The 25624-nt window shown below is 62.6% G+C and carries 18 protein-coding genes; 15 read left to right on the top strand and 3 right to left on the bottom strand.

Features of this window, described 5'->3' with window-relative positions; genetic code table 11:
- The first annotated feature begins 123 nt into the window (after positions 1–123).
- The 3 genes from E1809_RS01145 (at position 124) to rplL (ending at position 2646) form a co-directional block, all read left to right on the top strand.
- Positions 124–1275: a GNAT family N-acetyltransferase gene (locus E1809_RS01145; RefSeq protein WP_374102630.1), complete on the top strand. Its 1152-nt coding sequence runs from the start codon at positions 124–126 to the stop codon at positions 1273–1275.
- A gap of 310 nt (positions 1276–1585) precedes the next feature.
- Positions 1586–2191, top strand: coding sequence for a 50S ribosomal protein L10 (gene rplJ, locus E1809_RS01140; protein WP_133202389.1), 606 nt, complete (start codon positions 1586–1588; stop codon positions 2189–2191).
- Between the two features lie 77 nt (positions 2192–2268).
- The gene (rplL, locus tag E1809_RS01135) at positions 2269–2646 is read left to right on the top strand and encodes a 50S ribosomal protein L7/L12 (protein WP_133202388.1); all 378 of its coding nucleotides are present in this window, start codon (positions 2269–2271) and stop codon (positions 2644–2646) included.
- A gap of 145 nt (positions 2647–2791) precedes the next feature.
- Here the strand turns inward: rplL and E1809_RS01130 are convergent, their stop codons facing one another.
- Complete coding sequence (locus E1809_RS01130) at positions 2792–3259, bottom strand: aminoacyl-tRNA deacylase (protein WP_133202387.1); 468 nt, start codon at positions 3257–3259, stop codon at positions 2792–2794.
- 99 nt (positions 3260–3358) lie between these two features.
- Positions 3359–4567, bottom strand: coding sequence for an acetyl-CoA C-acetyltransferase (locus tag E1809_RS01125; RefSeq protein WP_133202386.1), 1209 nt, complete (start codon positions 4565–4567; stop codon positions 3359–3361).
- A gap of 397 nt (positions 4568–4964) precedes the next feature.
- On the opposite strand from E1809_RS01125, the gene rpoB reads away from it, so the two are divergent.
- From rpoB to E1809_RS27670, 8 genes are all read left to right on the top strand, one after another.
- A complete protein-coding gene (rpoB, locus tag E1809_RS01120) occupies positions 4965–8471 on the top strand; it encodes a DNA-directed RNA polymerase subunit beta (protein ID WP_133202385.1) in 3507 nt (1168 codons plus the stop codon).
- Positions 8472–8573: 102 nt separating this feature from the next.
- Positions 8574–12473 carry a DNA-directed RNA polymerase subunit beta' gene (locus E1809_RS01115; RefSeq protein WP_133202384.1) on the top strand — a complete coding sequence of 1300 codons (3900 nt, stop codon included), beginning with the start codon at positions 8574–8576 and terminating at the stop codon, positions 12471–12473.
- A 397-nt stretch (positions 12474–12870) separates the two neighbouring features.
- The gene (gene rpsL, locus E1809_RS01110; RefSeq protein ID WP_009358312.1) at positions 12871–13245 is read left to right on the top strand and encodes a 30S ribosomal protein S12; all 375 of its coding nucleotides are present in this window, start codon (positions 12871–12873) and stop codon (positions 13243–13245) included.
- A gap of 1 nt (position 13246) precedes the next feature.
- Positions 13247–13717, top strand: a complete 471-nt coding sequence (gene rpsG, locus E1809_RS01105; protein WP_059387355.1) for a 30S ribosomal protein S7 — start codon at positions 13247–13249, stop codon at positions 13715–13717.
- Positions 13718–13786: 69 nt separating this feature from the next.
- Positions 13787–15901: an elongation factor G gene (gene fusA, locus E1809_RS01100; protein WP_133202383.1), complete on the top strand. Its 2115-nt coding sequence runs from the start codon at positions 13787–13789 to the stop codon at positions 15899–15901.
- Positions 15902–16137: 236 nt separating this feature from the next.
- Positions 16138–17328 (top strand): elongation factor Tu, encoded by a 1191-nt coding sequence (gene tuf, locus E1809_RS01095; protein WP_133202382.1) that lies wholly within the window; start codon positions 16138–16140, stop codon positions 17326–17328.
- Between the two features lie 581 nt (positions 17329–17909).
- The gene (locus E1809_RS01090) at positions 17910–21665 is read left to right on the top strand and encodes a hypothetical protein (protein ID WP_133202381.1); all 3756 of its coding nucleotides are present in this window, start codon (positions 17910–17912) and stop codon (positions 21663–21665) included.
- Positions 21666–21695: 30 nt separating this feature from the next.
- Positions 21696–21821, top strand: coding sequence for a hypothetical protein (locus E1809_RS27670; RefSeq protein WP_268908652.1), 126 nt, complete (start codon positions 21696–21698; stop codon positions 21819–21821).
- A 63-nt stretch (positions 21822–21884) separates the two neighbouring features.
- Here E1809_RS27670 and E1809_RS01085 read toward each other — a convergent pair whose 3' ends face one another.
- Positions 21885–23330 carry a GH1 family beta-glucosidase gene (locus E1809_RS01085; protein WP_133202380.1) on the bottom strand — a complete coding sequence of 482 codons (1446 nt, stop codon included), beginning with the start codon at positions 23328–23330 and terminating at the stop codon, positions 21885–21887.
- Between the two features lie 388 nt (positions 23331–23718).
- Here E1809_RS01085 and rpsJ point away from each other — a divergent pair, with 388 nt between their 5' ends.
- From rpsJ to rplW, 4 genes are read left to right on the top strand one after another with little or no spacing between them, the layout of a single operon-like run.
- Positions 23719–24027, top strand: coding sequence for a 30S ribosomal protein S10 (gene rpsJ / locus E1809_RS01080; protein WP_003803825.1), 309 nt, complete (start codon positions 23719–23721; stop codon positions 24025–24027).
- A 19-nt stretch (positions 24028–24046) separates the two neighbouring features.
- Positions 24047–24697 carry a 50S ribosomal protein L3 gene (gene rplC / locus E1809_RS01075; protein ID WP_133202379.1) on the top strand — a complete coding sequence of 217 codons (651 nt, stop codon included), beginning with the start codon at positions 24047–24049 and terminating at the stop codon, positions 24695–24697.
- Positions 24698–24701: 4 nt separating this feature from the next.
- The gene (gene rplD / locus E1809_RS01070; protein ID WP_133202378.1) at positions 24702–25319 is read left to right on the top strand and encodes a 50S ribosomal protein L4; all 618 of its coding nucleotides are present in this window, start codon (positions 24702–24704) and stop codon (positions 25317–25319) included.
- Positions 25316–25621, top strand: a complete 306-nt coding sequence (rplW, locus tag E1809_RS01065; protein WP_133202377.1) for a 50S ribosomal protein L23 — start codon at positions 25316–25318, stop codon at positions 25619–25621. The genes rplD and rplW overlap by 4 nt, the downstream gene beginning before the upstream one ends.
- Positions 25622–25624: the final 3 nt, after the last annotated feature.

The raw sequence follows: 25624 nt of genomic DNA, 5'->3' as shown, positions 1-25624 counted from the left end.
ATTGACCAACGTCTGGATTTGCCCCCTTGCGCGGCGCGTCATGACTTTTAATGCCGGGGAAAACGAACATATGCTGGCAATCAAGACGCAGCTCGGCTTCCGACCGGCGGGACACGACGGCGAATGGCAAAAGAGGACCAAATGACGAGCACTGTGGAGATCGGCCAGCTCTGGATTCCCGATTCCCTGGACGGCAGGGACGCGAAGGATTTCCTGGACGCCGTTGAGGTCAGCCGCAAAGTCCGGATGCAGGTGTGGGGCAGCGACGACCTCGCGTACACGCCGTTGGAGAAGCTCCTCGAGCTGTCGGATCCTTATGAGCGCCAGGTCATCCTGGTGGCGCGGGTTGATGGGCGGATCGTCGGCACGGTGGATATCGCGCTCCCGCTCGCGGACAACATGGACCTGGCCGAATTCACGCTCGATATCCTCCCGGACTTCCAACGCCGCGGGATTGGCAGGCAGTTGCTGGAGGCGGCCGAGCACTTCGCCAAGAGTGAGGGCCGCACCATCGTCCTCGTGGACACCAACCACCCGGCTTCATCGTTGCGGGGCAACGCGGATGAGCAGCTGGTTCCCGGCAGCGGACTGGGCTCCGTCCCCTTGGCCAGCCGCGAGGTCGATTTCGCCATGCGCATGGGCTACACGCTCCAGCACATCGAACAGTTCAGTTCGTGCATCCTGCCCCTGGATTCCAAGCTCGTGGCCGAGCTCGAACTCGAAGCCGAAGATACGAACGCGGGCCGGTACAGCCTCCATCACTGGACCGACCGCTGCCCGGAGCAGTGGCTTGAAGCCGTGGCTGCACTGGAGAACGCGGCAGGGGAGCTGGCCACCGAGGGCGGCGAGACTCCCGCGGGAGCGCAAGAGGAGCTGGTATTCGACGCCGGTGTGTTGCGTCAGGCGGAGGACGCCGCCGTCGCGCAGGGCCGCCGCACGGTGGTCACCGCCGTCGAGCACGTTGCGAGCGGGCGCATTGTGGGACTGACCACCATTGGTGTCCTGGCGCAACGCCAGGACGTCGTTTTCCAGGACGACACGATCGTGTTGCAGGAGCACCGTGGAAACAAGCTGGGGCTGCTGATCAAGGTTGCCAACATGCAGCGGCTGAGCGAGCAGTTCCCGGATGCCCGGGTGATCTACACCTGGAATGCGCCCGAAAACCGCTACCTTCTGACGGTGAACCGCCAGTTGGGATTCACTACCGCCGGCGTTACGGGATTGTGGCAGAAGGAGCTGCCGGGCACGGGACCGAACGTCACGTCCTCGGAATAGTCGCCGTAGTCGCCGCGATTTGGCGATGCGTTGGACCGTCCCGTAAGCTTGAACCACCAAAGACCGTCGGTTGATGGGAATCCACTCCTCCGGGCACTGCTCAACACTGTAGCCGCGCGCGGAAGAACAAAGTGCTTTCCCTGACGAAGGACCCTGACAAGGGCGGCCGGCGCAGGTGAACGAAGCAAGTCTCCATGATCGTTGGATTGTGTCGAGCCAAGCCCCGTGCATCTGCGCGGGGCGTTTTTAGTTGTAGCTCTCTTTTGAGCGGGGACCCGGAAAACCGGCTTTATTCCCCGGAAGGAGGGTTATGGCAACGCCCAACAAGATCGCAGCAGTAGCTGAGATCACGAACGATTTCAAGGAATCGAACGCCGCTGTCCTGACCGAATACCGCGGGCTCTCTGTCGCACAGCTCAAGCAGCTGCGTGTTTCTCTCGGCCTGGACACCAAGTTCTCGGTCGTCAAGAACACCCTGACCGCCATTGCAGCCAAGGAAGCTGGTGTCGACGCGTTCGACGGTCAGCTCGCCGGCCCCACTGCGATTGCATTCATCAAGGGTGACGCGGTTGCTGCCGCCAAGAGCCTGACGGACTTTGCCAAGACCAACAAGCAGCTGATCATCAAGACCGGCTACTTCGAAGGCAAGGCACTGAACGCAGCAGAGGTTGCCGCCCTGGCGGCCCTCGAGTCCCGTGAGCTGCAGCTCGCCAAGGTTGCAGGCGTCCTTAAGGCTCCTGCCGCTGCTGCTGCACGCATCATCGACGCCCTGCGCCTCAAGCTTGAAGAAGAGGGCGGCGCTCCTGCTCCGGCCGCTGAAGAAGCACCGGCTGCAGAAGAGGCTCCCGCCGAGGCTGCTGCAGAAGAGGCTGCCGCTCCGGCTGAAGCCGCTGAAGCAGCAACCGAAGAGAACTAGGTTCTCCCCAAAATCAAAACTCCGGTGCGGTAGCGGACATGCTCCGCGGCAGCACCACCTAAAGGAAGGACGCCAACATGGCGAAGCTCAGCAACGAAGAGCTCATTGAAGCTTTCAAGGAACTGACCATCATCGAGCTCTCCGAGTTCGTCAAGCTCTTCGAAGAGACCTTCGAAGTTACTGCTGCTGCTGTTGCAGTTGCTGGCCCTGCTGCCGGCGGCGCTGCTGAAGAAGCTGAAGAGAAGACCGAATTCGACGTCATCCTCGAAGCTGCTGGCGACAAGAAGATCGCAGTGATCAAGGAAGTCCGCGCTATCACCTCCCTCGGCCTCAAGGAAGCCAAGGACCTGGTTGACGGTGCTCCGAAGGCTGTCCTCGAAGGTGCGAACAAGGAAGCTGCCGAGAAGGCCAAGGCTCAGCTCGAAGAAGCCGGCGCCACCGTTACCATCAAGTAACTCGCCTTTTCAGGTCATTCGCTTTACCAAGGAAGCCCCGTCCGGATTCGTCCGGGCGGGGCTTCCCTGCGTTTTAAAGGTTAACGCGGGGTCACTTACGGCCCATGAGGTGCTTCCGGATGGGCCGTAAGTGACCCCGCGTTGCTTAGAGGAGGTCGCTGATGTCGGCCACCATCGCACCCAAGGCTGCGGTGAGGGCGTCGGCGTTCACGAAGGCGCTGTAGCCGTGTTCGCCGGCGCCCATCGAGATCCGCCGGCCGGTGATGGAGGCATCCGCGTAGACCGGCCAGGGTTTTGAGCTGCCCAGCGGAGTGATGGTGCCGCGCTCATAGCCGGTGGCTTCGAACGCGACGTCGGCTGACGGCATGGAGAGCTTGTTGACGCCGAGGAGGGCGCGCAGCTTCGGCCAGGAAATCTGCCGGTCACCCGGGATCAGGGCGAACAGGAATGAGCCGTCCCGGTGCTTGACCACGAGGGACTTCACAATGTCCGACGGCGTGATCCCCAGTATGCGGGCCGCCTCCTCCAGGCTCTTGGCAGCGGCCCGCTCCACCAGTTGCACTTCGAGCCCGCGGGTGGCTGCGTCGGCCAGGAACCGTTCGGTGCCTCGCATTCATTCCTCGTTTTCCGGCGTTTCCCGCCATTTCCAACCAATGCGTACCATTTCCGGCCGCCTCCCAGCCCAGACCAACTGCACGACCGCCGTCGTGGTTTAGTCGCGGTAGAGGAGCAGCGCCTCGCCCTGGCCACCGCCGCCGCAGAGGGCCACGGCCGCCTTGCCTGTTCCGCGCCGCTTGAGCTCGTGGGCCGCATGGCCGGCAAGCCTCGCCCCGGACGCTCCGATCGGATGCCCGAGGGCAATTGCTCCGCCGTGGATGTTGCACTTTTCCAAGGGGTATTCCAAGTCCTTGAGCGACTGGACAGCCACCGACCCGAAGGCTTCGTTGATTTCGATGAAGTCCAGGTCCGACGTCGCCCATCCTGCGCGGTCCAGCGCGCGGCGGATGGCGTTGGCGGGCTGGGAGTGCAGGCCGTTGTCGGGTCCCGCCACTTGTCCGGGGCGCCCCACAACAGCGAGGTAATTGAGGCCGTTTTCTTCGGCAAAGCGGCGGCTTGTCAGCACGAGTGCGGAGGCGCCGTCGGACAGGGGAGAGGAGTTGCCCGCCGTGATGGTTCCGTCCGTGGCGAAGGCGCTCTTCAACGGGGCGAGGGTCTCGAGTGTCGTCTGGGGACGCACGCCTTCGTCGCTGGCCAGTACCACGGGTTCGCCTTTGCGCTGCTTGACGCTGATGGGGGAGATTTCGCCGTCGAACACTCCCTGTTCCGCGGCGGCAGCGGCACGCTGGTGGGAGGCCACGGCCACTTGGTCCTGGGAGCGGCGGTCGATGCCAAGCGCAAGGTTCCCTATCTCGGTGGACAAGCCCATCGACTGGCCGTCGAAGGCGTCGGTGAGGCCATCGTGGGCGGCGACGTCGAGGGCCTGGACCGCACCGTAGCTCCACCCTTGGCGCGAACCGGGGAGCAGGTGGGGAGCCCGGCTCATGGATTCCTGCCCGCCGGCAACCACCACCGTGGCGTCTCCGGCGCGGATCATCCGCGCCGCATCGATCACGGCGGTCAGGCCGGAGAGGCAGACCTTGTTGATGGTCACGGCCGGAACGTTCCAGCCGATACCGGCGGCGATGGCGCTCTGCCGCGCCGGATTCTGTCCGGCGCCGGCCTGCAGGACCTGCCCCATGATCACCGCGTCCACCTTGTCGGCGGTCAACCCGCTCGCCGCCAGCGCGCCGGTGATGGCGTGCGCACCGAGTTCGACGGCGGTGAGCCCGGAGAGTTGGCCGTTCAACCGGCCCTGCGGGGTTCGGGTCGCGGCCAGGATGACAACGTCGTTGTTGTCACTTTTGTCTGAAGGAGTGCTCATTTCTGCTTCTTCCGGTCAAGGTTGGTGAGCCTAGGCTATCGCGGCACCCATACCACTCCATTCAACAATGGGACCCGAAACAACATTCCGTTCGGCACGCCGGTATAGGTGCCTGCGGCAACAGTGCTTGCATTCGAACGCAATGTGGGGTAGACAGGTGGGTTGATTTGCCGTATTGTGGATATTTGCGTCTTCCCTGTTAACCTTCAGCCTTCATATAGCGGTGGGCTATACCCCTCAGCTGTGCCATTGATGTGCCGTCTAGTACGCGCGCGGCCTTGGTCGGCCGGGGTCCCGGGTCATATAGCGGAACCGGAAAGGTACGCTGCGGACTCAGTCCGCAACGTGCAAGCGGGGGAGATCTGAAAACGCCTGAAGGTCTGTGGAAGGATCCCTCTTGGTCGCCTCGAGCACCTCTAATAACGAAACCGCTAACACGGCAAGCACCGACGGTGCGACTCGCCGGCTCTCATTCGCAAAGATTCACGAACCACTGGACGTTCCGAATCTACTCGCCCTGCAGACGGACAGCTTTGACTGGCTGGTCGGAAACGAACGCTGGCAGGCGCGGGTAGCGAAGGCTGTCGAGGAAGGCGACCTCAGCGTCGCCACCACGTCGGGACTCGCCGACATCTTCGAAGAGATCTCCCCCATCGAGGACTTCCAGGGCACCATGTCCCTGAGCTTCTCCGAGCCGGAGTTCGCTGATCCGAAGTACACCATGGCCGAATGCAAAGACCGTGACGCCACTTACTCGGCACCCCTGTATGTCAAGGCCGAGTTCATGAACAACAACACGGGCGAAATCAAGCAGCAGACCGTGTTCATGGGCGACTTCCCCCTCATGACTGAAAAGGGAACGTTCGTCGTCAACGGCACCGAGCGTGTCGTCGTCTCCCAGCTGGTCCGTTCGCCGGGCGCCTACTTCGAGCGCGCCGCTGACAAGACCAGTGACAAGGACATCTTCACCGCGAAGATCATCCCTTCCCGCGGTGCATGGTTTGAACTGGAAATCGACAAGCGCGACCAAGTCGGCGTTCGCCTCGACCGCAAGCGCAAGCAGTCGGTCACCGTTCTCCTGAAGGCCCTCGGCTGGACCGAAGGCCAGATCCTCGAAGAGTTCGGCCAGTACGACTCCATGCGGGCAACCCTGGAGAAGGACGCCACCGAAACCCGCGAAGACGCGCTCTTGGACATCTACCGCAAGCTGCGTCCGGGCGAGCCGCCCACCGTCGAGGCTGCCCAGTCCCTGCTGGACAACCTGTACTTCAACCCGAAGCGCTACGATCTCGCCAAGGTTGGCCGTTACAAGATCAACCGCAAGCTCGGCATCGACCGCTCCCTTGGTGACAAGGAAGCTTCGGTCCTGCACGTCGAAGACATCGTGGCCATGATCAAGTTCCTCGTCGCGCTGCACGCCGGCGAGAAGACCCTCATGGGCAAGCGCGATGGCGAAGAACACGAACTCCGCGTGGAAATCGACGACATCGACCACTTCGGCAACCGCCGCATCCGCGCCGTCGGCGAGCTCATCGAGAACCAGGTCCGCACCGGCCTGTCCCGCATGGAGCGCGTCGTCCGCGAACGCATGACCACGCAGGACGTCGAAGCGATCACGCCGCAGACCCTGATCAACATCCGCCCCGTGGTGGCCGCGATCAAGGAATTCTTCGGAACTTCCCAGCTGTCCCAGTTCATGGACCAGAACAACCCGCTGTCGGGCCTGACCCACAAGCGCCGTCTCTCGGCCCTTGGCCCGGGCGGTCTGTCCCGTGACCGCGCCGGCATGGAAGTCCGAGACGTCCACCCGTCGCACTACGGACGTATGTGCCCCATCGAAACCCCTGAAGGCCCGAACATCGGCCTCATCGGTTCGCTGGCGTCCTACGGCCGGATCAACCCGTTCGGTTTCATCGAGACCCCGTACCGCCTGGTGAAGGACGGCGTCGTGTCCGACGACGTCCAGTACCTCACGGCGGACGACGAAGCCGAGGTCCTGATCGCCCAGGCCAACGCTCCGCTCGACGAGAACAAGCGTTTTGCCGAAGAGACCGTTCTTGTCCGTGCCCGTGGTGGTGGAGGCGAGCCCGTCCTCGTTCCGGCCGAGGATGTCCAGTTCATGGACGTTTCCCCGCGCCAGATGGTGTCCGTTGCTACGGCGCTGATCCCGTTCCTCGAGCATGACGATGCAAACCGTGCACTCATGGGTGCCAACATGCAGCGCCAGGCTGTGCCGTTGGTCCGTTCCGAGGCCCCCTTCGTGGGTACCGGCATGGAACGCGCCGCTGCCGTCGACGCCGGTGACGTTGTCATCGCGAAGAAGGCCGGTGTGGTCAACGAAGTTTCGGCCGACCTCGTCACCATGCTCAACGACGACGGCACGGAAACCAGCTACCGGATCAACAAGTTCGCCCGCTCCAACCAGGGCAACTGCTACAACCACCGTGTCCTGGTCAACGAAGGCCAGCGCCTCGAGGTCGGCGGCATCATTGCTGACGGCCCCGCGACGGACCAGGGTGAGCTCGCCCTCGGAAAGAACCTTCTCGTGGCATTCATGTCCTGGGAAGGCCACAACTTCGAGGACGCCATCATCCTGTCGCAGCGCATCGTTGCCGAGGACGTCCTTTCTTCCATCCACATCGAGGAGCACGAGATCGATGCCCGCGACACCAAGCTTGGTGCCGAGGAAATCACCCGTGACATCCCGAACGTGTCCGAGGAAGTCCTTGCAGGACTGGACGAGCGCGGCATCATCCACATCGGTGCCGAGGTTGAAGCCGGCGACATCCTGGTGGGCAAGGTCACCCCGAAGGGTGAAACCGAGCTGACTCCGGAAGAGCGCCTGCTCCGCGCGATCTTCGGCGAGAAGTCCCGCGAAGTGCGCGACACCTCCCTGAAGGTTCCGCACGGCGAATCCGGCACGGTTATCGGCGTCCGCGTCTTCGACCGCGACAACGACGACGAACTGCCCCCGGGCGTCAACCAGCTGGTCCGCGTCTACGTGGCTGCCAAGCGAAAGATCACCGACGGCGACAAGCTCGCCGGCCGCCACGGCAACAAGGGTGTCATTTCCAAGATCCTGCCTGTCGAAGACATGCCGTTCCTCGCGGACGGTACGCCGGTGGACATCGTCCTGAACCCGCTTGGTGTTCCGGGTCGTATGAACGTCGGCCAGGTGCTGGAAACCCACCTCGGCTGGGTTGCCAAGACCGGTTGGAAGATCGAAGGCGAGCCGGAGTGGGTCAAGAACCTGCCGAACCTGCCTCGTGAAACCGGCCAGACGACTGTTGCCACCCCGGTGTTCGACGGTGCGCGCGAAGAGGAAATCACCGGCCTGCTGGATTCCACGAACGTGACCCGCGACGGCGACCGCCTGATCGACTCCTCCGGCAAAACCCGGTTGTTCGACGGCCGCTCCGGCGAGCCGTTCCCGGACCCGATCTCCGTGGGCTACATGTACATCCTGAAGCTCCACCACCTGGTGGACGACAAGATCCACGCCCGCTCCACCGGCCCGTACTCCATGATCACGCAGCAGCCGCTGGGTGGTAAGGCACAGTTCGGTGGTCAGCGTTTCGGTGAAATGGAAGTGTGGGCGCTCGAGGCATACGGCGCCGCCTACACCCTCCAGGAACTGCTCACGATCAAGTCGGATGACATCCACGGCCGCGTGAAGGTTTACGAAGCCATCGTCAAGGGCGAGAACATCCCCGAACCTGGCGTTCCGGAATCCTTCAAGGTTTTGATCAAGGAAATGCAGTCGCTGTGCCTGAACGTGGAGGTTCTCTCCACCGACGGCACGACGATCGAAATGCGTGACTCTGATGACGCAGTCTTTACGGCTGCGGAAGAACTGGGCATTGATCTGTCTCGCGCAGAGCCCAGCTCCGTAGAAGAGGTCTAACAGCCGCCGGGCTGGCGGTCCTCGGACCGTCAGCCTAGGCGCTGCCTCTTTGCCGTAAACCAAGACTTCAGAATTTAGAGAACAAGAGAGAACAGGGACCATATGTCCAGCGAATCCTCCTTCGGCCTCATGCAGATCGGCCTCGCCACCGCGGAAGACATCCGCGGCTGGTCGTACGGTGAGGTCAAGAAGCCGGAAACCATCAACTACCGCACGCTCAAGCCCGAGAAGGACGGCCTCTTCTGCGAGAAGATCTTCGGCCCGTCCCGCGACTGGGAATGCTACTGCGGCAAGTACAAGCGCGTGCGCTTCAAGGGCATCATTTGTGAGCGTTGTGGCGTCGAAGTCACCCGGGCCAAAGTGCGTCGCGAGCGCATGGGCCACATCGAGCTCGCCGCTCCCGTCACCCACATCTGGTACTTCAAGGGTGTTCCCTCCCGTTTGGGCTACCTCCTTGACCTGGCACCGAAGGACCTCGAGAAGGTCATCTACTTCGCTGCCTACATGATCACCAGCGTCGACACCGAGAACCGCCACGCGGAACTGCCGAACCTCCAGGTCGAGCACGACCTCGAGAAGAAGCAGCTCATCGACACCCGCGACAGCGATATCGCCACGATCGCCCGCGACCTCGAGGACGAGCTTGCCCGCCTCGAAGGCGAAGGCGCGAAGGCTGCCGACAAGAAGAAGGCCCGCGATTCCGCGGACCGCCAGATGGCCAACGTCCGCAAGCGCGCGGACGCCGAGATCGAGCGCCTCGAGCAGGTCTGGGACCGCTTCAAGAACCTCAAGGTCGCCGACCTCGAAGGTGACGAGGGCCTGTACCGCGAACTGCGTGACCGCTACGGCATGTACTTCGAAGGCTCCATGGGTGCCGAAGCCATCAAGAAGCGCCTTGAGAACTTCGACATGGTGGCAGAGGCCGAGGCCCTGCGCGACACCATCCAGAACGGCAAGGGCCAGCGCAAGACCCGCGCCCTCAAGCGCCTGAAGGTGGTCAACGCGTTCCTGACCACCAACAACAGCCCGCTCGGCATGGTGCTGGACGCCGTCCCGGTGATCCCGCCGGAACTGCGCCCGATGGTCCAGCTGGATGGTGGCCGCTTCGCGACCTCCGACCTCAACGACCTCTACCGCCGCGTGATCAACCGCAACAACCGACTCAAGCGACTGCTTGACCTCGGTGCTCCGGAGATCATCGTCAACAACGAGAAGCGCATGCTTCAGGAAGCTGTTGACAGCCTCTTCGACAACGGCCGTCGCGGCCGCCCCGTCACGGGTCCGGGCAACCGTCCGCTGAAGTCCCTGAGCGACATGCTCAAGGGCAAGCAGGGCCGTTTCCGCCAGAACCTGCTCGGCAAGCGCGTCGACTACTCCGGCCGTTCGGTCATCGTCGTCGGCCCGCAGCTGAAGCTGCACCAGTGCGGCCTGCCCAAGCAGATGGCCCTGGAGCTCTTCAAGCCGTTCGTGATGAAGCGCCTGGTTGACCTCAACCACGCGCAGAACATCAAGTCGGCAAAGCGCATGGTCGAGCGTTACCGCCCGCAGGTCTGGGACGTGCTCGAAGAGATCATCACCGAACACCCGGTGCTGCTCAACCGTGCACCTACCCTGCACCGCCTCGGTATCCAGGCATTCGAGCCGCAGCTTGTTGAAGGCAAGGCAATCCAGCTCCACCCGCTGGTTTGTGGCGCCTTCAACGCCGACTTCGACGGCGACCAGATGGCAGTCCACCTGCCGCTGAGCCCCGAAGCGCAGGCTGAGGCCCGCATCCTGATGCTGTCCTCGAACAACATCCTGAAGCCGTCGGATGGCCGTCCGGTGACCCTGCCTTCGCAGGATATGATCATCGGCCTGTACCACCTGACCACCAAGCGTGTTGGTTCGGCAGGCGAAGGCCGGATCTTCTCCTCGGTTTCGGAAGCCATCATGGCGTACGACGCCCGTGAGCTGCACCTGAACTCCCAGGTAAAGATCCGCCTCGAGGGCTTTGTTCCTTACGCGGGCTGGGAAGCTCCGGAAGGCTGGGAGCCGGGTCAGCCCGCGCTCGTCCAGACCTCCCTGGGTCAGGTCATCTTCAACGAGACCCTGCCCGAGGACTACCCGTGGGTTGAGGCCGTTGCGGACAAGGGTGAGCTTTCGCGGATCGTCAACGACCTCGCGGAGCGCTACCCGAAGGTCGTCACGGCTGCGACGCTGGACAACCTGAAGGACGCCGGTTTCTACTGGGCAACCCGCTCGGGCGTGACCGTGGCAATCTCGGACATCGAGGTCCCCACGTCCAAGCCGGGCATCCTTGCCGGGTACGAGACAATGGCTTCCAAGATCCAGGGCCAGTACGACAAGGGCCTGATCGACGACGACGAGCGTCGCCAGGAACTGATCGAGATCTGGAACAAGGCCACCAACGAGATCGCCCAGGCGATGCGTGACAGCCTGTCCCCGATGAACACCATCAACCGCATGGTGTCCTCCGGTGCACGTGGTAACTGGATGCAGGTCCGCCAGATCGCGGGTATCCGTGGCCTCGTGGCCAACCCGAAGGGTGAGATCATCCCGCGTCCGATCAAGTCTTCGTACCGCGAAGGCCTGTCGGTCCTGGAGTACTTCATCGCGACGCACGGTGCCCGTAAGGGTCTGGCCGATACCGCTCTGCGTACCGCCAACTCTGGTTACTTGACCCGTCGTCTGGTGGACGTTTCGCAGGACGTCATCGTTCGCGAAGAGGACTGTGGCACCGAGCGCGGCCTCATGACCGCGATCGCGGTGCCGGACTCCAACGGTGAGCTGGTCCTGGACGAAAACGTCGAGAACAGTGCCTACGCACGTACCCTCGCCGTCGACGTCCTCGACGCCAACGGTGCGGTCCTCGCCGCTGCCGGCACCGACTGCGGCGACGTCGTCATTGCCGAGCTGCTCGCGGCTGGCATCACCGAGGTCAAGGTCCGTTCCGTGCTCACCTGTGAGTCCAAGGTCGGTACCTGTGCGCTTTGCTACGGCCGTTCGCTGGCCACCGGCAAGACCGTGGACATCGGAGAGGCCGTCGGTATCATCGCCGCACAGTCGATCGGTGAACCCGGTACCCAGCTGACCATGCGTACGTTCCACACCGGTGGTGCTGTTTCCGCCAGCGGTGGCGACGACATCACCCAGGGTCTGCCCCGTATCCAGGAGCTCTTCGAAGCCCGTACTCCGAAGGGTGTCGCACCGATTGCGGAAGCAGCCGGACGCATCACCATCGAAGAGTCCGAGCGCCAGATGCGCCTCATCATCACCCCGGACGATGGCTCCGAGGAGATCGCCTACCCGGTGCTTCGCCGTTCCCGCCTCCTGATCGAGGATGGCCAGCACGTCAGTGTCGGCCAGAAGCTGATCAACGGTCCGGTGGACCCGAAGCAGGTTCTGCGCATCATGGGTCCGCGTGCCGCCCAGAAGTTCTTGGTGGACGAGGTCCAGGGCGTTTATCGCAGCCAGGGCATCGGCATCCACGACAAGCACGTGGAAGTCATCGTCCGTCAGATGCTGCGTCGCGTGACCGTCATCGAATCCGGCGACTCCGAGCTGCTTCCGGGCGAGCTCGCCGAGCGCAGCCGCTTCGAGGACGAGAACCGTCGCGTGGTGTCCGAGGGCCGTACCCCGGCTTCGGGCCGTCCGGAACTCATGGGTATCACCAAGGCGTCCTTGGCAACCGAGTCCTGGCTGTCGGCGGCTTCCTTCCAGGAGACCACCCGCGTCCTGACGCAGGCGGCCATGGAAGGCAAGAGCGACCCCCTGCTCGGCCTCAAGGAGAACGTCATCATCGGTAAGCTGATCCCGGCTGGTACGGGTCTGCCGCGCTACACCGAAGTGACGGTGGAGCCGACGGAAGAGGCGAAGGCAAGCCTGTTCACGGGCCCCAGCGCTTTCACCGATTTCTCGTACGACGCCCTGGGTGGCGACGGAGCTCCCGAGTTCCACGCCATCCCGCTGGACGACTACGATCTCGGCAACGACTTCCGCTGAGAACCGATCACGGAAGGACCCCGCACTCACTGAGTGCGGGGTCCTTCCCGTTTCGGGAGTGCCCGACGGCGGTCGGGCGGCACTCAAGTGGGCGGCAGCACCGGCGTCGTACGCTTACACCCGATTAAGGCGGGAGATCAAGCCATGCTAGAATTTTCGTAATTGTTCTGTGTGGCAGTGGATGAAGGCCGCCGCGGCATCATTTTGGTTTTGTTCTCATGATGTCGGGTGGAGCCTGTTTCCGGGTTGCGGGCAACGTGCGCAACGAATGCCGCACTTTTGCACGCCCACGGACCCTTTGGATCCCCGGCCGCAGGAACAACGCCAAAGCTTTCGCGTAAACCCAGGCTGGCGCCTGGGTGCGAGGGCAGAGATCAAACCAACGGAGAACACGAAAGTGCCTACGATTAACCAGCTGGTCCGCAAGGGCCGCACGCCTAAGGTCTCCAAGACCAAGGCTCCCGCGCTTAAGGGCAGCCCGATGCGCCGCGGTGTTTGCACCCGCGTTTACACGACCACCCCGAAGAAGCCGAACTCGGCTCTGCGTAAGGTTGCCCGTGTGCGCCTCAACGGTGGCGTTGAAGTTACCGCCTACATCCCCGGTGTTGGCCACAACCTCCAGGAGCACTCCATCGTGCTCGTCCGTGGTGGTCGTGTGAAGGACCTCCCGGGTGTCCGTTACAAGATCGTCCGTGGTGCCCTCGATACCCAGGGTGTCAAGAACCGCAAGCAGGCCCGCAGCCGCTACGGCGCAAAGATGGAGAAGAAGTAATATGCCTCGCAAGGGTCCGGCCCCGAAGCGGCCGCTCGTTTCCGATCCCGTTTACGGTTCCCCGTTGGTCACCCAGCTGATCAACAAGGTTCTCATCGACGGCAAGAAGTCCACCGCTGAGCGCATCGTTTACGGTGCCCTCGAAGGTGCCCGCGCCAAGTCCGGTGGCGACCCCGTCGCCGCCCTCAAGAAGGCCATGGACAACGTCAAGCCTTCCCTCGAGGTCCGCTCCCGCCGTGTCGGTGGCGCAACCTACCAGGTTCCGGTTGAGGTCAAGCCCGGCCGCTCCACTGCCCTCGCCCTGCGTTGGCTGGTCGGCTACTCCAAGGCCCGCCGCGAGAAGACGATGACCGAGCGCCTCCAGAACGAAATCCTGGATGCGTCCAACGGTCTCGGTGCCGCTGTGAAGCGTCGCGAAGACACCCACAAGATGGCCGAGTCGAACAAGGCCTTCGCACACTACCGCTGGTAAAACTTCCCGTTCGCCGCCGACTCGACCGAGCCGGCGGCGAACGCGTAGTCCATCCGAAAGGGAGACCCCGTGGCACAGGACGTGCTTACCGACCTTAGCAAGGTCCGCAACATCGGCATCATGGCCCACATCGATGCCGGCAAGACCACTACCACCGAGCGCATTCTGTTCTACACAGGTGTGAACCACAAGATCGGCGAAACGCACGACGGCGCTTCGACGACCGACTGGATGGAACAGGAAAAGGAACGCGGCATCACCATCACGTCTGCCGCCGTGACTTGCTTCTGGGACAAGAACCAGATCAACATCATCGACACCCCGGGCCACGTGGACTTCACGGTCGAGGTTGAGCGCTCCCTGCGCGTCCTCGACGGCGCCGTTGCTGTCTTCGATGGCAAGGAAGGCGTTGAGCCGCAGTCCGAGACTGTCTGGCGCCAGGCCGACAAGTACAACGTGCCGCGTATCTGCTTCGTCAACAAGATGGACAAGCTCGGTGCCGATTTCTACTTCACCGTAGACACCATCATCAACCGCCTCGGCGCCAAGCCGCTGGTCCTCCAGCTGCCCATCGGTTCCGAGAATGACTTCATCGGCGTCGTGGACTTGCTCCAGATGCGCGCACTGGTGTGGCCGGGCGATGCCAAGGGTGACGTCACCATGGGTGCCAAGTACGAGGTCCAGGAGATCCCCGCGGATCTCCAGGCCAAGGCTGAGGAATACCGTGCACAGCTCGTTGAGACTGTCGCCGAGTCTTCCGAAGAGCTCATGGAGAAGTACCTCGAAGGTGAAGAACTCACCCTTGAGGAACTCAAGGCCGGCATCCGCAAGATGACCATCAACTCCGAGCTCTACCCGGTCCTCTGCGGTTCTGCGTTCAAGAACCGTGGCGTACAGCCGATGCTGGATGCTGTTGTCGACTTCCTGCCGAACCCGCTGGACGTCCCGCCGATGATCGGCCACGACCCCCGCGACGAAGCCAAGGAACTCAGCCGCAAGCCTTCCGCGGAGGAGCCGTTCTCGGCCCTCGCGTTCAAGATCGCGGCTCACCCGTTCTTCGGCCAGCTCACCTTCATCCGCGTGTACTCCGGTCACGTGGAAGCAGGCGCCCAGGTGGTCAACTCCACCAAGGGCAAGAAGGAGCGCATCGGCAAGCTGTTCCAGATGCACGCCAACAAGGAAATGCCCGTCGAGGGCGCTACCGCCGGCCACATCTACGCAGCCATCGGCCTCAAGGACACCACCACGGGAGACACCCTGTGCGACTCGTCCGCTCAGATCGTCCTGGAATCCATGAGCTTCCCGGAGCCCGTGATCTCCGTTGCCATCGAGCCGAACACCAAGGGTGACCAGGAGAAGCTCTCCACGGCTATCCAGAAGCTCTCCGCTGAGGACCCGACCTTCCAGGTCTCCCTCAACGAAGACACCGGCCAGACCATCATCGCCGGCATGGGCGAGCTCCACCTGGACATCCTGGTGGACCGCATGCGCCGCGAATTCAAGGTCGAGGCAAACGTCGGCAAGCCGCAGGTTGCCTACCGCGAAACCATCAAGCGTGCTGTAGAGCGTCACGACTACACGCACAAGAAGCAGACCGGTGGTTCGGGCCAGTTCGCAAAGGTCCAGATCGCGATCGAGCCGATGGACACCACGGATGGCGAGCTCTACGCATTCGAGAACAAGGTCACCGGTGGCCGCGTGCCGCGCGAGTACATCCCGTCCGTTGACGCGGGTATCCAGGATGCACTCACCGACGGCGTTCTGGCCGGTTACCCGGTTGTCGGCATCAAGGCCACGCTGATTGACGGCGCGTACCACGATGTTGACTCCTCGGAAATGGCCTTCAAGATCGCCGGTCGCATGGCGTTCAAGGAAGCCGCACGCAAGGCGAACCCGGTCCTGCTTGAGCCGATGATGGAAGTTGAGGTCCGCACCCCTGAGGAATACATGGGTGACGTTATTGGTGACCTGAACGCCCGCCGTGGCCAGATGCAGTCCATGGAAGATGCTGCCGGCGTCAAGGTGATCCGCGCGCACGTCCCCCTGTCCGGCATGTTCGGCTACATCGGTGACCTGCGTTCGAAGACCCAGGGCCGTGCTGTTTACTCCATGACGTTCAACAGCTACGCCGAGGTCCCGAAGGCTGTTGCCGACGAGATCATCCAGAAGACCCGCGGCGAGTAATCACCGACGGAACAACCAGGATGTTTGCCCGGGGCCCGGGGGAGCATCCAGTGCAGGCGCTGGTCCGAGGTCCATGCCTCGGGCCGGCACTGCGCGAACAGACTCCAGGTACTAGCATTGGTTCCTGATTCTGCAATTTCACCAAAACCAAAGCCCCCAAGTAGACTTGCTGGAGTTTCTGCCGCGAAAAGCGCGGCCGAGGAGCAACTCACTTGAAATCGTTCTAGGAGGAACCTGTGGCAAAGGCAAAGTTCGAGCGGACTAAGCCGCACGTCAACATCGGCACCATTGGTCACGTTGACCACGGTAAGACGACGCTGACTGCCGCCATTTCCAAGGTGCTGTACGACAAGTACCCCACTCTCAACGAGCAGCGCGACTTCGCGTCGATCGACTCTGCTCCGGAAGAGCGCCAGCGTGGTATTACCATCAACATCTCCCACGTTGAATACCAGACCGAGAAGCGCCACTACGCACACGTAGACGCCCCGGGTCACGCTGACTACATCAAGAACATGATCACCGGTGCTGCCCAGATGGACGGCGCGATCCTCGTTGTTGCCGCCACCGACGGCCCGATGGCCCAGACCCGCGAGCACGTTCTGCTCGCCCGCCAGGTTGGTGTTCCCTACCTGCTGGTCGCCCTCAACAAGTCGGACATGGTTGACGACGAAGAGCTCCTCGACCTCGTTGAAATGGAAGTTCGTGAGCTCCTGAGCTCGCAGGGCTTCGATGGCGACGACGCTCCGGTTGTCCGCGTTTCCGGCCTGAAGGCCCTCGAAGGCGACCCCGTCTGGGTCAAGTCCGTTGAAGACCTCATGGAAGCTGTCGACGAGTCCGTTCCGGACCCCGTACGTGACCGTGACAAGCCGTTCCTGATGCCGATCGAAGACGTCTTCACCATCACCGGCCGTGGCACTGTTGTTACGGGCCGCGCCGAGCGTGGTACCCTCGCGATCAACTCCGAAGTTGAGATCGTTGGTATCCGCCCGATCCAGAAGACCACCGTTACCGGTATCGAGATGTTCCACAAGCAGCTCGACGAAGCATGGGCCGGCGAGAACTGTGGCCTCCTGCTCCGTGGTCTGAAGCGCGACGATGTCGAGCGTGGCCAGGTTGTCGTCAAGCCGGGTTCCATCACCCCGCACACCGACTTCGAAGCCAACGTCTACATCCTGTCCAAGGACGAAGGCGGACGCCACAACCCGTTCTACTCGAACTACCGCCCGCAGTTCTACTTCCGTACCACGGACGTGACCGGCGTTATCACCCTGCCGGAAGGCACGGAAATGGTTATGCCTGGCGACAACACTGAGATGTCCGTTGAGCTCATCCAGCCGATCGCTATGGAAGAAGGCCTCGGCTTCGCTATCCGTGAAGGTGGCCGCACCGTTGGTTCGGGACGTGTTACCAAGATCATCAAGTAGTTTCTGCTTGTAGATCGGCAAAGTATCGGTTGCCTGGCAGCCGATCAAGAGCCAAAGAGAACCCCGCCACTTCTGTGGTGGGGTTCTCTTTTGCTACGATTTATCTATCGAATGGATTAATCGGAAGGTCGGGGCACTTCGCTTCGGACGGCCGCTTGTGGATCGGGAGGGTTGCGATGGTTGGCTTCCTTGGCATCATGCTCGCGTTGGCCGTGACGGCGGTGACCGGTCTCATCTGCTACTCCAAAGGGAAGGCGAAAGGCTGGCTTCTTGCGGAGATGCAGCGCGGGCCATTGGCGGTTGATCGTGCGGCCGTGTACCGCTCAGGCTTTCTGGCCGGTCACCTGGCAGGGTGGCGCGACGCCGAACGCCGCCCCGCCGGCGGACAGTCTTACGACGGCGGGGGTCCAGCACCGTCGCCAGCTCAACAACGGCGACCTCCTCTTCCGACTCCGCCGCTCCCGACTCCGCCGCTCCCGACTCCGCCGCTCACTACTCGGTCGCTTCTTACTCAGCCTGCACCGTTCATGCTGGCGTCCCCGACGCCACTGGGCGGGCGCCTCCCCGCGAATCAGCCCGCTATGTCACTGGAACAGATCCAGGCAGAACGCGCGGTCCGGAAGCAACGGAGGGATCGGCAGAACATCAATGTCACCCTCTATGTCGCGAGCCTTCTCCTTGTAGCGGCCTCGGCGTTGTTCATCGGCACGAGCCTCCCCGCGGTCCTTCGCTTCGCAGCGGTCTGGGTTGTCACGGCAGCTTTCTATAGCTCAGGCTTCATTCTCCATGCAAAGGCTCCACGGCTGCGAGCTGCCGCGATTGCTTTTGCCGGCACTGGCTTGGCATTGATCCCGGTGACCGGCCTGGCCATGTATAACTTCGCTTTGCACAACGGTCCGGCTGCATGGCTGGTGACCTCGGTGGTTGGTACGTTCGCGTACGCCGTTGCCGCTGTTCGCCTGGACAGCCGGGTGCTGGCGTTCCTTTCCCTGAGCTTTGTGGTGTCCACGGCATGGTCCGGTGTCTCCCTGCTTGGTGGCGCGCTAGTGTGGTACTTCGCTTCGCTGATCGGGCTTGCCGTGCTGCTGACGCTCGTTGCCCTGCGCAGGCCCGGTTGGCTGCCGCCCGTCTACGTCCGGCCGTTGATGATCCTGCATCCATACGCTGTTCCGTTTGTCGCCTTGGCTGCAACGTTCGTTCCCCAACACCTCGGGAAGGGGGAGTACGCAGCCCTTATGGCGATCTGCGGCATCTACTTTGCGGTGATGGCAGCCCTTCCGAGTGCTTCCTTCCGGCGTGAACAGTTCTATGCCGCACGCGGTTCTTTCACGCTGGCAATGCTGGCTGCAGCTGTTGACTCCGGTCTGGACGTGCCGCACGTTCTGGTGGTCGCCGTCGTCATATTGGCCCTCCAATCGCTCTGGGTTGCCTTCGAGGGCAAGCGCCTCGGTGTTTGGTTCCCGGAACCCGAGGGGCGGGACGGGCTTTCGCGTTGGAGGGTTGATGCGCTCGTCTGCTTCGCGGTGCAATTGGTGGTTTCCTTTGCTGCAGTGTGGGCTATCGTGGCCCGCCACTCGGATATGCCACCTGGCGCGCCCCTCTTTGTGGCTTTGGTGTGTGGCGTGCTGCTTGGATGGAGGATCGGCGGCTTCGCGGAATGGTTACCGGTGATTGCTCTCGCGGTGGCCGTTCCGTTTCTTGACGAAGTAGGAGGGTGGACGACGGCGGCATTGCTTGCCTTCGCGGGCGGGTCGTCGTTCCTCAGGGCGTGGCGGTCCGAAGGAGTGACAGCGAGGAGCTTCGTTTTGGCCGGCCGCATTGCCCTTTCCCTCGCGGTTCCGGCCGTAGCAGCGGGCGCCCTGACGGAAAGCCCGGATCGCAGCGCCGCGGTGATTCTTGCCCTCATCGGAGCCGCGACGTCGCAGCTACTGTTGGAAGCGGGGCTGATCCGTGCAGGGATCAGGACCATTGCGCCGGGCGTTTGCATCACGGCTTTTGCGGCCGCGGGCATGGCAGTACTTCCTGTCCTCTTCCTGATCGAAGCCGTTCCGGGCCGACCAATGACAGCTGCGGGGACTCTGGTCCAGGTTCTCGGGGCCGCGACGGCTTGCTGGGTGCTTTTCCCGCTAGGATCTGCGACTTCATCGCGCTTCGCGGCAATGATCGAGTTGCTTGCACCGCTTGCCTTCGGATGGGCATTACTGCTTTCCTTCAGCGCGGAGCGGCTGGCCCTGGGCAACATAGTCTTGCTTGTCGCGGTGCTGTACTTCGTCATTCAGGCGCCGCGGCTACCACGGGACGTGAAGCGCCGTGCCTATTGGTGGGCTGCGCGATTCCTGCTTACCGTGCTTGCCGGAACCGGCTACCTGCAATTGCTGCAGGACGGTGGAGGGGTGGTGCTCGCGGGCGAGAAGGTCCAACTCGCCGTCGTCGTTTTCGCCGCCCTCGGCCTCCAACTTGTGGTGCCGCTGATCGGAGCGCTCCGCGGGGCGGACCGCGCACTTGCCACCGTGGAAGCCGCAGTGGTGCTGTCGTTCATGGCAGGTTCGCTCGCTGTCCTGAGCATCGCGCAGGACTTCTTCGGAGCCATCCCCGCAGGCAGCTGGCAGGGCGCTGCGCTGTCCATCGTCCTGGCGATTTCAACTGCGGGTTCCGCTTTCATACTGCGGACGGAAGGCCTTTCGGCGGTCCTCGCACCGGCAGCGTTGGCGATCCTGGCGGTAATGCGCGGCGGCCACGTCCACGACCTCGAGTTGGTGCTCGCAGTTTTCGTGGTTTTCAGTGCCGTTATGGTGGCCGCAGCTTCCGGACGGATGGCGAAGGGCGCGTACTTCATTGCGGCCCGAGCACTCTCGACAGTCCTGGTGGCGGTGGCCGTACGCGATTCCGGCGCTTCCGCTACCGTGGCGTCATTGACCTTCGCCGGCGTGTTGGTGGCACAGCACATCGTCCGTTGGCTTGTCCGGAGGCGACTCCACGAGCTTCCGTTCCAACAGGCAGCACTGTGGGTGACGCTTACTGCGCAAGCTGTTTTGCCCGTCACTTATCTTGCGCAGCAGGGTTCCGACGACGGCGGGCGCTGGGTCCTGCAGCTCGAGTTGGCCTTGCTCCTGGTAGCCGCAGTCGTGGCGCAGCGGGTGTTCGCGGCTCGCGGTGCCGTTTACTTCATGGTTCCCGCGGCGATTGCGATGGTTACATTGGCAGGCCCGGCTTTTGTCTTTCCCGCACATACCTGGCTGGCAGAGCCTCTTCTGACCGAAAGCCAAGTTCCGTTGGTGCTGCTGGCTTTGGCTCTTTTGGCGACGTCCTGCAGGCTGCTTGTGCAGCCGGGACAAGCCAATCCCGAACGATGGTTCTGGCTGGTAGCCGCCTTCTCGTCGACCTTGGCCGGGGGCCTGCTCGCTGTAGATGCATCGCATCGGATCCTAGGCATCGCTTGGCTTGTCCTGGCTGTCGTGTGCTTTGCCGCCTCCCATCTTGAGGGCATGCCGGGCTTCTACGCCATCGCTTCGCCCGCGGCAGCTATCGGCGCGACGATCGTCGCCCGTTCGATCGTCCCGGAGGCTTTGGATCCATGGCGCGCATTCCTCCCGTGGCTGCTTGGTTGCGTTGGCTCAGCCGTAGTCCTTTATGGCCTGCGTTGGTCCCGGATCCGGGGCATCCGCACGGAGCCGTGGCGGAGGATGCCTCTCGCAATCACGGCTGGCGGGGGAGTGGCATTGGCCGCGGCCATGGCACTCTGGCACGACGAGACCGCCCTTGCCGGCGCTGGCCTGCTGGCCGCGGCGGTGGTTGTCTCGGTAGTGGAGGTTCCGCCCGGACTGAGGCTGGCATGCTTCGAGATCGGTTCGACCATGGTGCTCGCAGCTGCCCAATGGGCACTCCTTTTCGGGCACGGAGCCACGCCGGAGTTGTTCTGGGTGATGCAATGGTTCGTTGTTCTCGCAGCCGTTTTGGCAGGGGTGCGCTATTTCGCGGGGAACTCCGGCGACGGGAAAATCAGGTGGGGCATAGCAGCCGGTTTGTTGTCCATCAGCAGCGTGTACTTGATTGTTCCGAATTCAATATTTCAGGGCTCGATTTCTTCGGACGGCTTGCTTGTCGGCGCCGAATACACCGGCTCGGCGTTGCCGCAACTGTGGGTCCTGCTCGGGTTCGCCTCCATTCTGCTGGCTGGACTCTTGGCGTCGGAGCGCCTGTTTGTCTGGTGGGGAGCCTCGGGAGTCGCCCTCAGCGTCATGTGGGCACTGCGCTCATACGCATTCGCGATGCTCGCGCTCGTCGCGCTTACGCTGATTGTGTTGGCCGTCTGGCGGCTCAACCGGACCGCGCCCTGATAGCGTTGCTTCTTAAAGGAGGGTGACGTCATGGGGTGGCTGGTTTTACTCATTGTCGCGGTTGTGGTGGTGGCGGCAGTCCTGTGGGGCAAGAAATACTTCCGCCGCGAGATCGAACGCGCCAAGAGAATCAATCGGGCAAACAAGAACAACTGATTTAGCACGGCCGGTCTACAAACCGACGGTGCCCGACTTTCGAAGACGCCGGGTTCCCGAAGTTCACAGTTCCCGGTCGCGCCTAATTCGGCGTGCCCTGCTGAGGGATTGGTACCAGTAGAACGAATCCTTGGGCGTTCTTTCGAGGGTATCGAAGTCCACGTGGACCAAGCCGAACCGCTGTGAGTACCCCGCGGCCCATTCGAAGTTATCCAGCAGCGTCCACACGTAGTAGCCCAGGAGTTCCACGTCATGTGCGATCCCGCCGGGGGCTGTCGCCCGCAATGCTTGGCCGAGGTGTGACGCCAGGTAGCTGATCCGGTCGGGGTCGTGAACCGGGCCCGCGGCATGTTCCGGTTCCGGAAAGCTCGCTCCGCTTTCAGTGATGAACAAGGGCGGCAAGGATGCCCCGTACCTGTCCTTGAGTTCCCTCAGCAGGATGCCGAGATGCTCGGGCGCGACAGGCCAGCCAAATCCCGTGGTTTCGTACTCAGGGAAATTCGCAAGGTGGAACGGCAGCTTGGCCATGACGTCGGAGTGGATAGTCAAGGTGGTGCCGTCACCCTGGCCGGAGGCGACCTTCGCCGGGTAGTAGTAGTTCACTCCGTAGAAGTCCAAGGGCTGGTGGATGGTCTTGAGGTCCTTTTCCGGGACCTTGCCCAGGGCCTTGAACCATGGTTTCACAGGCAGTGGAGGCTTGGGGTACCGGCCAAGAAGAATGGGATCGGCGTACACGCGGTTGAGGATGAGGTCGAAGGCTCTCGCCATCAGCCCATCCTTGAGCCGCTTGCTCGCCGGACGCACAGGAGAGTGCATGTTCGCCACGCCTATGCTTCCCACCACCTTGGCGGCGCGAAGGGCCTGGACGGCCAGCCCGTGCCCCAGAAGCTGATGGTGGGCCGCGGGAAGGGCATCGAAGAGCAGGCGCCTGCCGGGAGCATGGACGCCGAGGGCGTATCCTTGCAGCGCAACCGAGACGGGTTCGTTCAAGGTGACCCATTGGGCGACGCGATCCCCGAGCCGTGCGGCTGCGGCAGCGGCGTATTCCGCGAACCGTTCGGCGGTCGCCCGAATCAGCCAGCCGCCGTCGTGCTCCAACGGCAGGGGAGTGTCCCAGTGGTACAGGGTCACCATCGGTGAAATCCCGGCCTTCAGGAGCTTGTCCACCAGGCGATCATAGAAGTCTAGGCCCTGCTGGTTGATGGGCCCCTTCCCACCTGGCTGGATCCGCGGCCAGGAAAGCGAGAAGCGGTACGAATCGACACCGAGCTCCCGCATGAGCGCGATGTCCTCATCGCTGCGGTTATAGTGGTCACAAGCGATTGCGGGCGAATGGCCATCGAGGATCGCGCCGGGCTTTTCGGCGAAAGCATCCCAACTGGACGGACCCCGTCCGTCCGCGGTGAGTGCGCCTTCGATTTGAAAGGCCGCCGCGGCGACGCCCAACGTGAAGCCGGGACGGATGCGGCCCGCAAGATCCTCCACTTCGGCAGCATCTTGGACGGTCATTCACCTATCATCCAGACGGTTGCGGCACATGGCAATGCCCCGAAAGGGCCCGATTGGCGTCTGCCGCCGTTTTCCGGCATACTAGGTGAGTTGTTCAAGCGCTTCTTCGCGTCCCGATCCGGATAATGCCGGGTGTCAGGGTCCAAGCTGAAGCCCAAACATAACCCAGATCCCCAAAGGAATGCGGACGATTTTGCGTGAAATGCGCGACACGCCCGACCGCGGGGGTCGGTGGCGCCGACAGGTTGAGGAACCCGGATTATCCGGATTCAGCTTGTGCGGCGGGTGGTAGTACTACTTCAAATGCTTCGGCAGCCACATGCAACATGTAAGTGAACAGGGCAGCCCTCAACCGGGGGCAGCAAAGACTGAAAGAGAGTCAGGCGACATGGCGGGACAAAAAATCCGCATCCGGCTGAAGTCATATGACCACGAGGTCATTGATGTTTCAGCGCGGAAGATCGTTGAGACGGTCACGCGCGCAGGCGCAACGGTAGTGGGCCCCGTCCCGCTTCCGACGGAGAAGAACGTGTACTGCGTTATCCGCTCTCCCCACAAGTACAAGGACAGCCGTGAGCACTTCGAAATGCGTACTCACAAGCGTCTGATCGACATCATCGACCCCACGCCCAAGGCTGTTGACTCGCTCATGCGTCTCGACCTGCCGGCCGACGTGAACATCGAAATCAAGCTCTAAGGGAGGTGCTGAGATAACTATGACCGCAACCCGTAATGTCAAGGGCCTGCTGGGCACGAAGCTCGGCATGACCCAGGTCTGGGACGAGAACAACAAGCTCATCCCCGTCACTGTCGTCCAGGCTGACTCCAACGTCGTCACCCAGCTGCGCAACGCAGAATCCGACGGATACGTCGCCGTCCAGATCGGCTACGGCCAGATCGATCCCCGCAAGGTCACCAAGCCGCTGGCTGGTCACTTTGAAAAGGCTGGCGTAACCCCCCGCCGCCACGTCGTCGAACTGCGCACCGCCGACGCCGCGTCCTACGAGCTGGGCCAGGAGCTTTCTGTTGAGCTCTTCGAAGCCGGCCAGAAGATCGACGTCGTCGGTACCAGCAAGGGTAAGGGCTTCGCCGGTGTCATGAAGCGCCACGGCTTCTCCGGTGTAGGAGCCTCCCACGGTGCGCACAAGAACCACCGCAAGCCCGGTTCCATCGGTGGCGCATCCACCCCGAGCCGCGTCTTCAAGGGTCTGAAAATGGCCGGCCGCATGGGCGCAGTACGTCACACCACGCTGAACCTCACCGTTCACGCAGTTGACGTCGAGAAGTCGCTGCTCCTTATCAAGGGTGCCGTTCCCGGTGCCCGCGGCCAGGTCGTCCTCGTACGCACCGCCGTGAAGGGAGCCTAGTTCAATGACTAGCACTGTCAAGGTAGACCTGCCTGCAGAGATCTTCGACGTCCAGACCAACGTGCCGCTGCTGCACCAGGTCGTCGTCGCACAGCTCGCTGCTGCTCGCCAGGGTACCCACAAGACCAAGACCCGCGCCGAGGTTTCCGGTGCAGGCCGCAAGCCGTTCAAGCAGAAGGGCACCGGTCGCGCCCGCCAGGGTTCCATCCGTGCTCCGCACATGACCGGTGGTGGCATCGTCCACGGCCCGACCCCGCGTGACTACAGCCAGCGCACCCCCAAGAAGATGAAGGCTGCTGCCCTGCGTGGCGCCCTGTCTGACCGCGCCCGCAACGGCCGCATCCACGTCATCTCCGAACTGGTTGCCGGCACCAAGCCGTCCTCCAAGGAGGCCCTGGCGTCGCTGCGTTCGGTTTCCGAGCGCAAGAACCTGCTCGTCGTCATCGAGCGCGCCAACGATGTTGCCGCACTGTCCGTGCGCAACCTCGCGGAAGTTCACGTTCTCTACGCAGACCAGCTGAACACCTACGACGTGCTGGTTTCCGACGACGTGGTCTTCACCAAGGCAGCTTTCGAGGCTTTCATCGCTGACAAGGCAAAGAACGAGGAGGATGCCAAGTGAGTGCAGCCACCATCAAAGACCCCCGCGACGTCATCATCGCACCTGTCGTTTCGGAAAAGAGCTACGGCCTGATCGACGAGGGCAAGTACACCTTCCTGGTGGACCCCCGCTCGAACAAGACCGAGATCAAACTGGCCGTGGAGAAGATCTTCTCCGTCAAGGTCGAAACGATCAACACCATCAACCGTGCCGGTAAGCGCAAGCGCACCAAATTCGGCTGGGGACAGCGCAAGAGCACCAAGCGTGCAATTGTCACCCTCAAAGAAGGCACAATCGACATCTTCGGCGGTCCGCTCGCGTAGCGG

The organism is Arthrobacter terricola (assembly GCF_004354015.1).
Taxonomy (GTDB): Bacteria; Actinomycetota; Actinomycetes; order Actinomycetales; family Micrococcaceae; genus Arthrobacter; species Arthrobacter terricola.
The sequence above is the reverse complement of the archived record's forward strand: the minus strand, read 5'-3'. Positions and strand labels throughout refer to the sequence as shown.